12 protein-coding genes are annotated in these 11,522 nt (G+C 70.1%); 7 read left to right on the forward strand and 5 right to left on the reverse strand.

Annotation, left to right across the window (positions count from 1 at the left end; all coding sequences use genetic code 11):
* Positions 1–232: 232 nt before the first annotated feature.
* Positions 233–802 (forward strand): hypothetical protein, encoded by a 570-nt coding sequence (locus tag ACFWBT_RS16415; protein WP_385700487.1) that lies wholly within the window; start codon positions 233–235, stop codon positions 800–802.
* Positions 803–936: 134 nt separating this feature from the next.
* On the opposite strand, the gene ACFWBT_RS16420 is transcribed toward ACFWBT_RS16415, so the two are convergent.
* On the reverse strand, positions 937–1,752 hold the full coding sequence (locus ACFWBT_RS16420) for an alpha/beta fold hydrolase (RefSeq protein WP_385700490.1): 816 nt from the start codon (positions 1,750–1,752) through the stop codon (positions 937–939).
* 81 nt (positions 1,753–1,833) lie between these two features.
* Complete coding sequence (locus ACFWBT_RS16425) at positions 1,834–2,808, reverse strand: MHYT domain-containing protein (protein ID WP_385700493.1); 975 nt, start codon at positions 2,806–2,808, stop codon at positions 1,834–1,836.
* Between the two features lie 321 nt (positions 2,809–3,129).
* Between ACFWBT_RS16425 and msrA the strand changes: the two genes are divergently transcribed.
* Positions 3,130–3,642, forward strand: a complete 513-nt coding sequence (gene msrA, locus ACFWBT_RS16430) for a peptide-methionine (S)-S-oxide reductase MsrA (protein ID WP_261705186.1) — start codon at positions 3,130–3,132, stop codon at positions 3,640–3,642.
* Between the two features lie 157 nt (positions 3,643–3,799).
* Entirely contained in the window at positions 3,800–3,946 is a 147-nt protein-coding gene (locus tag ACFWBT_RS16435) for a hypothetical protein (protein ID WP_385700496.1), read from the forward strand.
* Here ACFWBT_RS16435 and ACFWBT_RS16440 read toward each other — a convergent pair.
* Together ACFWBT_RS16440 and ACFWBT_RS16445 are read right to left on the reverse strand one after the other, a co-directional pair.
* Positions 3,919–4,395: an SRPBCC family protein gene (locus ACFWBT_RS16440; RefSeq protein ID WP_385700498.1), complete on the reverse strand. Its 477-nt coding sequence runs from the start codon at positions 4,393–4,395 to the stop codon at positions 3,919–3,921. The genes ACFWBT_RS16435 and ACFWBT_RS16440 overlap by 28 nt on opposite strands.
* 98 nt (positions 4,396–4,493) lie before the next feature.
* Complete coding sequence (locus ACFWBT_RS16445) at positions 4,494–5,504, reverse strand: aldo/keto reductase (protein WP_385700501.1); 1,011 nt, start codon at positions 5,502–5,504, stop codon at positions 4,494–4,496.
* Positions 5,505–5,644: 140 nt separating this feature from the next.
* On the opposite strand from ACFWBT_RS16445, the gene ACFWBT_RS16450 reads away from it, so the two are divergent.
* Positions 5,645–6,544 (forward strand): LysR substrate-binding domain-containing protein, encoded by a 900-nt coding sequence (locus ACFWBT_RS16450; protein WP_385700502.1) that lies wholly within the window; start codon positions 5,645–5,647, stop codon positions 6,542–6,544.
* Between the two features lie 66 nt (positions 6,545–6,610).
* On the opposite strand, the gene ACFWBT_RS16455 is transcribed toward ACFWBT_RS16450, so the two are convergent.
* The gene (locus tag ACFWBT_RS16455; RefSeq protein WP_385700504.1) at positions 6,611–6,976 is read right to left on the reverse strand and encodes a nuclear transport factor 2 family protein; all 366 of its coding nucleotides are present in this window, start codon (positions 6,974–6,976) and stop codon (positions 6,611–6,613) included.
* A 452-nt stretch (positions 6,977–7,428) separates the two neighbouring features.
* On the opposite strand from ACFWBT_RS16455, the gene ACFWBT_RS16460 reads away from it, so the two are divergent.
* The 3 genes from ACFWBT_RS16460 to ACFWBT_RS16470 all read left to right on the forward strand — a co-directional run bounded on the left by ACFWBT_RS16460 (position 7,429) and on the right by ACFWBT_RS16470 (position 11,432).
* Complete coding sequence (locus ACFWBT_RS16460; protein ID WP_266764794.1) at positions 7,429–7,740, forward strand: WhiB family transcriptional regulator; 312 nt, start codon at positions 7,429–7,431, stop codon at positions 7,738–7,740.
* A gap of 690 nt (positions 7,741–8,430) precedes the next feature.
* Positions 8,431–10,557: an FGLLP motif-containing membrane protein gene (locus tag ACFWBT_RS16465; protein WP_385700507.1), complete on the forward strand. Its 2,127-nt coding sequence runs from the start codon at positions 8,431–8,433 to the stop codon at positions 10,555–10,557.
* 80 nt (positions 10,558–10,637) lie between these two features.
* A complete protein-coding gene (locus ACFWBT_RS16470; protein ID WP_385700510.1) occupies positions 10,638–11,432 on the forward strand; it encodes an MFS transporter in 795 nt (264 codons plus the stop codon).
* Positions 11,433–11,522 lie beyond the last annotated feature (90 nt).

The following is an 11,522-nucleotide window of genomic DNA, read 5'->3' on the forward strand; positions in this document are numbered from 1 at the left end:
ACCGGCTGCACGACGCCGTCGCCACCCGGACCCGTACCGTGCCGGCCACGGCCGCCCGGGCCGGGAAAGTGGGTGCGGCCGCCCGGGGCGCCGGAGCGGCGGCCGACAACGTGGGCGCGGTGAAGCCGTACACGCCGGTCACCGGCGCATCGCCGACCCACGACCCGGTGCGCTGCTGCCCGCCTACAGCGACGAGTTCGACTCGGCCGCCCTGTCCTCCGGCTGGAGCTGGGTGCGAGGCCCGGCCGCCGGCGTCCCGACCGGGGACGGCGCGCTGTCCTGGCCGACCCAGAGCGCCGAACTGAACATGGGCACGAACACCGCCTCCGTCCTCACCCGGGACGCGCCCGCGGGCGACTTCGTCGTGGAGACCAGACCGGGGCTGACGAACGGGCCGGGCAACCAGCAGGCCGGCCCGGTCCTGTACGGGAACGACGACCGGTACTTCAAGCCGGTGCACGCGGTACTGCCGCTCAGCCACACCGCCGGGAAGGTCACCCACGTCACCGAGTTCGCGAAGGAGGGCCCCCGGCCCACCACCACACCCCCGACCGCGGTCGCCTACGGCCCGATGTTCGGCGGCCCGGCCGCGGGCACGCTGTGGATGAGGCTGGCGTACCACGCGGACGACGCGGGCGGGGAACACGAGGTCCGGGCCGCCACCAGTACCGACGGGGCGCACTGGACCTGGACCGGCGTCTGGTCGCTGCCCCGGGAACAGGCCCTGAAGATCGGTCTGGTGTCCCTCGACACCGCAGGCGCCACAGCCCGTTTCGACTACCTGCGCACGTACGGAGGATGACCCGACCACCGTGGCGGGAGGCGCGGCCCGCACGGGGGAGCGGCGTGCGCGGGGAGCGGGCCGCACGGGGGAGGAGCGGGCCGCCTGACGGCGGCGCTGTCGCCGTACGAGCCGACCACCGGCCGAGCGTGTGCTCAGGTACGGGTGACCACTTGGGTGGTGAGGAAGTCCAGCAGCGCGGCATTGAAAAGGCCGGGCTGTTCGGCACCGGGGAGATGGCCGGCGCCTTCGACGACGGTCAGGATCGCGTGCGGGACGAGGCCATGGATGACCTCGGCGTCGGCGACCGGCGTATAGGCGTCGTCTGCGCCCACGACGATCAGCACGGGGGACTGCACGGCGGCAAGGGTGTCCCGGTAGTCGGGTCGTTCGGCCCGGCCACGCAGGGCCGCCGCGGCGCCGCGGGGGTCGGTGGCGCGCATCATGCGCAGGACGCGCGCGGCGACGTCCGGCATCGCGGTCACGTTGTAGGCGGCGAGCATCTTGTCGATGACCTCGTCCGCGTAGCCGTCCATGCCCTCCGCCAGGAGGCGGTCGGCCAGCCGGTTGCGGAACACCTTGCCCTCGTCCGTCTCGGCCGGTGCGGAGGTGTCCGAGAGGACGAGGGCGTGTACGCGACGGGCGTGGCGGCGCTGCATTTCCATGGCGATCTGGCCGCCCATCGAGACGCCGCCGACCACCGCCCGCTCGATGTCCAGGTGATCCAGGAGTCCGACGAGGTCGTCGGCGAAGTGCTCGAGATGGACGGGACCGGCGTCCACCCCGCTGTCGCCGTAGCCGCGCAGGTCCGGGGTGATGACACGGTGTCCGGCCGCGACGAGCGCCTCGACCTGTGGGTCCCACAGCGTCCGGTTGAAGGGATGCCCGTGGATCAGCATGACCGGCAGCCCGGCCGGGGAACCGCTGTCGTCGTAGTGGAGCGTGGTACCGCGCACGGCTATGGAGGTCATGCCCGGCACCCTAGTCTCAAGATCGTCCCGAGGGCAGAGGACTGTGGCGCTCCGCCACCATGAGGAGCGGAGCGCGGTGACCTACTCGGTGCTCTGCCGGGAGGTGTAGGCCTCGCCGGTGCTCCTGTCGCCGTGATGGGACACGTGCCGCTCATCAGCTGCGAGCCACGGAGCGGGAGCCGGAGCCGGAGGCCGGTTGTCGGTGTGCCAGGCGGAGGACGTGAAGGACGAAGACCTCTCGATGCCCGGCACCGACACGGGAATCCGACTCCCGCTCACCGCTGTCGCGGAGCGTCGCTCGGGGGACCGGTTCCCCTTGCTCTCCCCGAGGATCAGGACCGGGTCGAACATGACGACGGCCGCGGCCAGGATGAGGAAGATGGTCGGGCCCAGGAGCATGGGCAGCAGGAGCGAGGCGCCGGACTGGCCGCTGGCCGCCTGCTGCGCACCGGCGTGGAGATGGACGCTCACGGCGGCCATGCCGGTGTAGTGCATGCCCGTGACAGCGAGGCCCATGACGAGGCTTGCGCCGAGGGAGCGAAGGAAGCCCTGTACGGAGACGGCGGCCCACAGTGCGGCTGTCGCCGCGACGAGGGCGATGACCAGAGACATCGCCACGGTGAACGCGTTGTACTGGAGGTCTCCGTTGAGCCGCATCGCGAACATGCCGAGATAGTGCATCATCGCGACGCCCACCCCGGTGATGCCGCCGGCCACGGTCAGGGAGTTCCGCGTGGCACCGCGGTGCCCGACGATGAACACGCCCGCGGAGACCACGACGATCGCCACGACCAGGCTGAGCACGGTCAGAGGGACGTCGTAGTTTATGGACGTCTGCTCCACGGAGAAGCCGGTCATGGCGATGAAGTGCATGGTCCAGATGCCACAGCCGAGAGAGGTGGCTCCCAGGGCGAGCCAGCCCAGCCTCCAGCCGGGCTCGTGGTGCACCGTGCGCACCACACAGCGCAGGCCCAGCGCCGAGCCCACGCACGCCATCACGTAGGCGGCCACCGGGGTGACCAGTCCGTAGCTGAAGCCGTCGATCGTGCCGTTCATCCGCTCCCTATCCATTTTCTGCTGACACAGCACGGACATTGAGCCCCTTTCCCGGTAGCGATAGCAAATTCTCAGGCCGCTGCTGTTTGAAACTTGCACGATCGTTATCGGTGCGGTGCGGGACCGTGGGACCGGCCCGCCGACCGACCCCTGCCCCTTCTCGGGCCCCAGGGCCCGGACCGGGAATTTCGACGGGTGTCTTCGGCCTTGTGCAGATCGGTGCCACGTCGCCGCGAGGGCGGGGCAGACGGACCGCTCGGAGCGCGTGCGGCGGTGGCGCCGGTACGAGTCTGGCGAGGACGAGGTAGAAGGGTGCGTGCGATGAGCCGGAACGAGGAGAAGGCGCTGCTGGCGGGCGGCTGCTTCTGGGGCGTGCAGGATCTGATCAGGACCTTCCCGGGCGTGCTGGACACGCGGGTCGGATACAGCGGTGGCGATGTGGCCGACGCGACGTATCGCAACCACGGCACGCACGCCGAGGCGATCGAGATCACGTTCGATCCCACGAAGACGGACTACCGGACGATCCTGGAGTACTTCTTCCAGATCCATGACCCGTCGACGAAGAACCGGCAGGGCAACGACATCGGTCTCAGCTACCGGTCCGCCATCTTCTACGTCGACGACGAGCAGAAGCGTGTCGCCGAGGAGACCATCGCCGATGTCGACGCTTCCGGGCTGTGGCCGGGGAAGGTCGTGACCGAGGTCGCACCGGCCGGTCCGTTCTGGGAGGCGGAGCCGGAGCACCAGGACTACCTGCAGCGCTACCCCGACGGCTACACCTGCCACTTCGTCCGTCCGAACTGGCGGCTGCCGAGGCGCGCGGAATCCTGACCCGGGGCTGATCGCCGCACCCGTGAACCGCGGGCGCGGGGGTTTCCATCCGGATGGATGGATGGATGGGCGGGCCGCCGCGGAGCGGCGGCCCGTCTTGCGGGGCACAGCTCGGTGCTCCCCGCGGCCACGCCGGACACCGCGGCTGCGGCGGCCGTTGACGAACCTGGTCGTCCACGCGCTGTGCCGCGACGCGGAGGCCCTGCGCCAGTACTGGACGCGGCGGGTGGCGTGGGACGGCGTCACGCGGATCGAGACGGCGCCGGTGCCGCGCACCTACAAGGCGGCTGTGACACTGCGCTGATCACCCTCGCCGGGGCGGCCCGCGGACCCGGCGGACGCGGTGAGGGTTTCGCTCAGCGCGGTCAGGCCCTGCGTGTAGATGCCGTGGAACAGGGCGACGGCGTCGTGGTCGCTGATGCCGTCGGGTGTGAAGGCGCCGGACCATTCCACCCGGGCCGTGTCCTCGCGGGGAGTCTCGTGCACCGTGAGAGTGGAGCGGTACCCGGTGACGGGGAACGGCGCCCGCAGGATCGAGTAGCTGTACGTGCGGGCGTCGTTGTCGAAGGCTTCGAGCCGCTCGACGATGACCTCGCCCTCCTCGTTCTCCAGGCGGCGCAGGCGTCCGCCCTCGCTCAGTTCGCTGGTGGGGATGTACGGGAGCCAGTCGGGCAGCGAGTCGAAGCCGCCGATGAGCCGCCAGACGCGGTCGGGTGACGCGGCGATGTCGATGGACGCGGTGGTCGTGGCCACGGGATTCTCCTGCGGGTGTGCGGGTGTGCGGGTGTGCGGGTGTGCGGGTGTGCGGGTGTGCGGGTGTGCGGGTGTGCGAGGTGGGAGGGGTGGAGGGGTCAGGCGGTGGGGACGGGAGCGTCCTGCGCTATGAGTCGCTCCTCGCGGAGGTCGCTCCAGAACGCGTCCGGGATCGTCTCGCCGAGAGCTGTGACGTCCTCGGCGATGCGGCTGGGCCTGGTGGCGCCGGGGATCGCGGCGGCCGTCGCCGGGTGGGCGAGGGAGAACTGCAGCGCGGCCGACTTGATGCCGACTCCGTGCCGCTCGGCGAGCGCCTTGATCCGCTCCACCTTGGCGACGATGTGCGCGGGCGCCTTCTGGTACTCGAAGTGGCTTCCTCCGGCGAGGATGCCCGAGCTGTACGGGCCGCCGACCACGATGTCGACGTCCTGGGCCGCGGCGGCCGGCAGCAGGCGCTGCAGGGCCCGGTCGTGGTCGAGAAGCGTGTAGCGCCCCGCGAGGAGGAAGGCGTCGGGCTTCGGCTCGTCCAGGTCCAGGGTGAGTTCCAGGGGTTCGACGCGGTTGACGCCGAGGCCCCAGGCCTTGATGACCCCTTCCTCGCGCAGCTTCTGCAGGACGCGGAAGGCACCGGTGCGGGCGCTCTCGTAGGCGGCCAGCCACTCGTCCCCGTAGAAGTCCTGCGCGACATCGTGCACCCACACGATGTCGAGGCGGTCCGTCCGAAGACGCTTGAGGCTGTCCTCGATGGAGCGAAGGGTGGCATCGGCGGTGTAGTCGTTGACCATCTTGTTCGGGCGGCCGTGTTCGAAGAGGCCGCCCTTCTCACCGAGGTCGCGGGCGGCCGGGTCCTCCATCTCGTCGAGGATGACGCGACCGACCTTCGTGCTGAGGACGAACTCCTCGCGCGGGTGCTGTGCCAGTACGTCGCCGAGCCGGATCTCGGAGAGCCCGGCGCCGTAGAAGGGCGCGGTGTCGAAGTAGCGGATGCCCTGGTCCCAGGCTGCCTCGACGGTGGCCGCGGCCTCCTCGTCGGGGATGGCACGGAACATGTTGCCGAGCGGTGCGGTGCCGAAGCCGAGCGCGCCGGGCAGGAGGGGCTTGATGCTCATGGAGGGGTCCTCACAATGGTGGTTCGGACGGATATCTCACCGAACATGTGATCCGTCGGCCTTGCGTGTTCGAGGCTAGGATCCCTACATGAGACTGTCCAAGACTTGCTTGGACACAGTTGAGTCCTCCGAGGTCCTACATGCTTGACCTGCGACAACTCCGCTATTTCGTCGCCGTCGCCGAGGCCGAACACGTCGGCCGCGCCGCCGAGCGGCTGCACATCTCCCAGTCACCCCTCAGCCGGCAGATCGCCCAGCTCGAGAAGAACCTGGGCCTCACGCTCTTCGAACGCAGCCAGCAACGCATCCGGCTGACCTCCGACGGCAGGGTCTTCCTGACCGAGGCGCGGGCGCTGCTGCGCCATGCCGACCGGCTGGAGAACCTCGGCCGGCGGCTCGGCCGCGGCGAGGAGGGCGGCCTGTGCATCGGATACGTGGCCGATGCCATGCATACCGGCGTGCTCCCCTCGGCGCTGCGCACCCTGCGCGATCAGCGCCCGGGCATTCACGTCGCGCTGTACGACCAGGAGTCGTCCGAGCAGTTCGAGGGACTGCGCCAGCGCAGCCTGGACATCGCGCTGGTGCGCACGCCGCCGCCCGAGGGCGACCCGGATCTGAACGCGGCACCGTTGCTGCGGGATCCGCTGCTGCTCGCACTGCCCGAGAAGCATGCCCTCGCCCAGTGCCGTGAGGTGACGCCCGACGATCTCGACGGGCAGCCGTGGATCGCGGTGGCCGACGCCCGGGACCCGGCGTGGCGCGACACGTTCGTCGCCTCGTGCGTCGCCTCCGGCTTCACGCCGGACATCCGTCTCGACGCGGCCGACCCGCTCACCGCGCTGGGTCTGGTCGCCTCCGGCCTGGGCCTCGCGCTCATTCAGAGAAGCATGGTGCGCGGCACGTCCGACGGCGTCGCGGTCCGTGAACTGCCCTGGTACGAGGGGTCCGTTCAGCTCTGGGCGGCCTGGCACCGGATTGATCTGCGGCCCGTGGTTGCCGCCTTCCGCGAGACGGTGCTCGCGGACCGGGCCGACACCTGAGGTGAGCGGCGGACTTCGCACAGGTCCGGAACGCTTCACCGGCCGGCACCGGCGCCGACGGCGAGCTCAGCGGTAGTCGTTCTCCTTGAGTTCGATCACCCACGCGCGGCGCTCGCAGATCTTCCCGTCGCGCATCCGGAACACCTCGGCCATCGACATGCGCATCACCTCTCCGGTGTCGCGCTTCACCGTTCCGCCCAGTTCGGCCATGACCACGTCCTCCTCCTCGACCATGCGCACGACTTCCAACTGCGGCGGCGGTACGAAGCCGGGGCCCTCGATGGCGGCGTCGTACGCCTCCTTGCCGGTCAGACGGAAGCCGCCGAAGACGGTCCACTCGATGTCATCGGTCAGACAACTCAGGATCTGTGCGTGATCGTTCTTGCGGAAGCCGTCCAGATAGGTCTCGACGGTCTGCTTGTTCCGGGACATGACTCAACTCCTGCTTTCCTGCCGCCTTCACCGTGCAATTCCTCGGACGCTATCCGCCGCTGCCGCCGGTGGACGTGAAAGCGCCGTACGAGGAAGGGTGAAACGACAGCCGCCGGCGCCGAGGATGTCGCGCCGTGGGCGCTCGGACGTGATCAATCCAACCTCCACGACCACAACTCCGCCCAGAGCGACCGTAAGGACACGGACAGGAACCGCGACCCGGGCCGGTGCGACCGACAAACCCGCCAAGTCGGCCTTTGGGTCGCACCGCAAGCCGTTCCGGACCTCCATAGCGCTGCTGGGCGCAGGAGGCAAGCGGCGCTCACTCGAAGGTGTGGTGACGTACGGCAGATAGAGTGACGGTCCTCAAAAGGCGTAGTGTCATATGCCTGTTGCCCAGGGCGGAGGGGTAACTCGCAGGCGGGGGCCAGGGGAGAGGACGGCATCACGAGATGACGAGCACCGACTGGAGCGACCGGGGACTGTGCCGAACGGCCGACCCTGACGACCTGTTCGTCGAGGGCGCCGCACAGAACCGGGCCAAAATACTGTGCAGTGGCTGCCCCGTACTCACCGAATGCCTCGCCTATGCGCTGGACCAGCGCATCGAGCACGGTGTGTGGGGTGGCATGACCGAGCGCGAGCGCCGCGCCCTGCTGCGCCGTCGGCCGACCGTCACCTCCTGGCGGAGCCTCCTGGAAACGGCCCGAGTGGAACACGAGCGCACCCACGACGCCCCGGCCGTCGCCCAGAGGGCGAGCTGACGCAGCCGCGCATTCGCATCGACGCGGCGAGTGATGGCTGCGCGCGGACCGCTCCTGCGTGGAGGCGGCGAGTGACGGGCGGCGCGCGGACCGCCCCTGCGTGGAGGCAGTGACCGACCCCGTGTTCTGAACCTCGGCCGGTCCGGGCGATCTCGCGCACTGTCTGAACCATGCGGACCCATCGCGCCGAGCCGCCGACACGGCCTGCCTCGGTGACGCTGGCGCGCTCGGAGAACTCTCGTGCTGTCGGGGGCGCCGAGCCCCCGCGGGGTGACGCGGGGCGTACGCCGGTGGCGCGTGAAATTCCCCTGCACCGCATCACGCCCTCGTACGCCCCCATGTGCGGAAACGAAGGAGCGTGCTGGTTCGTCGGACTTGCTGAGCCCAGGGGGACACGGCCGGGTGGGGCCGTGCGGGCGGGGGAGGGGGACGGCCATGAGGCCTGCCGGTCGGGTGAGGTACCGCGGAGTGTGGGGCGCGGTCGCCACTGTGTCGGTGCTCGTCGGAATGGCGGTGATGCCGACGGCGGTCGGTCCGAGCGGTGGGGCGCGGGCGGTCGCCGATGCCCCGGCGCTTCATGGGCCGGGACAGATGTGGGCACAGGCAACTCCCCTCGGGACGCGGCCCGTTCCGCAACCGACGGACACTGCGACGGAAGACACTCCCTCGCCGCCGCCCCCCGATCCCTCGTTGTCACCTCCCTTCGTCAAGGTGAAGCAGGGCCAGACCTTCACGGTGAGCGGCACACATTTCGCCTGCTCCGCGGAAGGGGACGGTACGGCGGCGGGCCCCCTGACGTTCTCCGTGGAGGGGCAGGCGCCTGTCGAGCTGTTGGTCGACGACACCGGAACCTTCGACCAACCGGTCGTGGTGCCGGAGGACGCCACTCCGGGGGTGTACGAGATGACGGCACGGTGCGCGGACGTCGAAGGGCCCACCGCCCAAGCCGAATTCGAGGTCGCCGAGCCGTCCCGGCCCCGACCCCGACCGGAGATCACGCTGTCATCCGACTCCGGGGCCCCGTCGACCCCTTTGACGATCGGCGGCACGGATTTCGTCTGCGACGAGGGATCCGGAGTCGACCTTCTCTGGGACGGGGAGTTGGTCGAGGAAGGGACGCCGGACGAGAACGGGTCGCTGAACAGCTCGATCACCGTCCCGTCCACCGCCGAGAAGGGGCGGCACGAAGTGACCGCGGCGTGCGGGCGTCCGGCGGAGACGCGGGACTCGGGCACCTTCACCGTGGAACCCCCGGAGGTCGTCGTCACTCCGTCCGGAGTGCCCCACGACGTCACCATCCACATCACCGACCACCCGGTCGCCTGCACGCGGGGTGACATCGTCATTGGAGGTCACCGGCTGGACACCTGGCTGGACAGGGACTCGTTCGAGGGCAACGCCCGGGCGGGACAATGGGAGTTCATCGATCTCCACGCGCACCTACCGGACGACCTGAAGGGCCGCCTGAGTGTGGAACTGACCTGCCCAGGGCTGTCTCGGGAGAAGGCGGGTGAGATCACCCTGCCCACGTCCGAGGAGCTGACGTTCTTCGCGCTCCCCCAGGGATCCACCGGTCATCACGAGGGGGGCCGAGGAGCGATCACACCCCCGCCCACGGGCGGTACCGACTCGCCCGGACCGTCACCCAGTGCCTCCACGTCACGGGGCCACCCGACCGGTGGTGCTTCGCACCCGAGCGGCGCTTCCGGCAAGCCCGGCCACGTCGGGCACCAAGACCCCGACGACCCTGCAGAGGACCACGACAAGCCGGTGTCGGGGCTCGTCGGGTCGCTGCACACCCCGGCCGACGTCTCTTGGAAGCTGAAGGACGTGGCCGGGTCGGCCGCGATGGCCGCGTGGTTCCTCGTGCTCGTCCTCCTCCTGGAGCGGGCCTTTCCCTCCCAGTTGGCGGACAACGCGCTGACCCGCTGGTGGCGCCGCCGTCGGGAGGAGCGGGCGAGGCGGGCGCGGCGGACCGGGCGATCTCGGCGGATCAGCATGCCCGGGTGGGTCACGATGTGCGGATTCGCCCTGCTGGGCGGCTCTCTGGCCGTCTGGGCCGACGCCGGAACAGGGTGGAGCGGTTCGACCGCGATCAAGATCGTCGGGGCCGCCGCGGGGATGCTCATCATCCTGGTGGCCTACGAGAAGACCAAGGACTCGCTGCTTCACCCGCCGCAGGGCGCGATCACCTCGCAGTTGAAGGTCATCCCCGCGGGACTGCTGCTGGCCGTCGCGATGACGGCGATGTCCCGGTTCCTCGAGTTCCCGGTCCCCTACGTCTACGGCCTGGTCGCCGTGTACATCGCGGCCGGGGTGCGGCCTTCCGGTGGTGGAACGCCACCCGGTGGCACGCGGAGGGGCCAGGCGGTCCTGATCGGCGGGATCTGCGTGCTGGCGGCCGCGGTCCTCGTCTGGGTGCTGGGCGCACCTTTGATCGCCGCCGCCCGGACGGAGCACGCGGCTCCCGGCAGCCTGCCCTACGTCGCCGCCTACGCCGTCGGGTTGGCCGCCGTCGCCGGCATCGAAGTGGTGGTCTTCGGCCTGCTCCCGTTGTCGGGCATGGACGGACGCCACTTGAAGGATTGGAGCAAGCCCGCCTGGTACGCCCTCTACCTGACAGGCCTGTTCTTCTTCTTCCACGTCCTGCTGTCGACTCTCCACCCCGGGGTGGGCAGCGATCGCGTGGCCGACGCGGACCTGCGTTGGTGCACCGTGGTGGTGGCCACCGGTCTGTTCCTGCTCGCCTGGGTGCTGTCCCTCGTCCTACGGTGGCACGTGGCCCGCGTGGAACGGCAGCCCTCGCCCGCCGTCTGACCACGACGACGGCTTGCGTGCCTCCCCCCAGGAATGCTGAAGCAGAGCTGAGGTCGAGTTAGTCTCGAGCGGGACGTAACATGCGTGCGAGTCGGTATGTAGCTCAATGGGGTGTCTCGCATAGTGAGACCAATGGCGGCATCCAGTACCTGCTGGCCACCACCCATATGCAGGTAGTGCTCGGTATGTCGCCGGCCGAAGCGGGTCTGTGGCAGCTTCCGGTCATCATCCCCGGCATCGTCGCGGCGGTGGTCGGTACCGGCATCTCCCAGAAGATCGGCACCCCGCCCGTGCTGATCGCCGGTCTGCTGGTCGGCTCCGTCGGCTTCGGCGTGCTGACGCAGATCGACGGGAACTCCGGCACGGCGCTGGTGGTCGTCTCGTCCGCGATCATGTTCATCGGTCTCGCCCCGGTGATGGCGCTCGGGATCGGCACCATTGTCCAGGCGGCCCCCGTCGAGCGGGCCGGAGCCGCGTCCGCACTGGCCTCCACCACCAACGAACTGGGTGGCGCGGTCGGCATCGCCCTCGTCGGCAGCCTGGCGACCGCGGTCTACGGCGCCACCCTCGACGACAACCTGCCCTCCGGTGTCACCGGAGCGGCGCACGAGGCGGCGCGCAGCAGCGTCTCCGAGGCGGCCGCCGTGGCGGGCGAACTCCCCGGCCGGGTCGGTGGTGAGTTGAGCGCGGCAGCCCACGACGCCTTCGCCCACGGTACGGAGATCGCTTCCTTCGTCTCCATCGGCGTACTCCTCGCGATGGCCGCACTGGTCGCCGTACTGCTGCGCAGGGCGCTTCCCGCGCCGTCGGCCCAGCCCGAGCCGCAGCCGGTCGGCATCACCGAGGAGGCGGTGCCCACCGGAGCCCAGAACTAGTGCCGCGACAGGCAACGTTCGCCCCGTCGCGACTCCCGGCACGCACTCTCGCCGCACCGGCCGAAAGCCCAAGTACATCCAGTACGAGGA

The sequence above is a fragment of the Streptomyces sp. NPDC060027 genome (genome assembly GCF_042737005.1).
Taxonomy (GTDB): domain Bacteria; phylum Actinomycetota; class Actinomycetes; order Streptomycetales; family Streptomycetaceae; genus Streptomyces.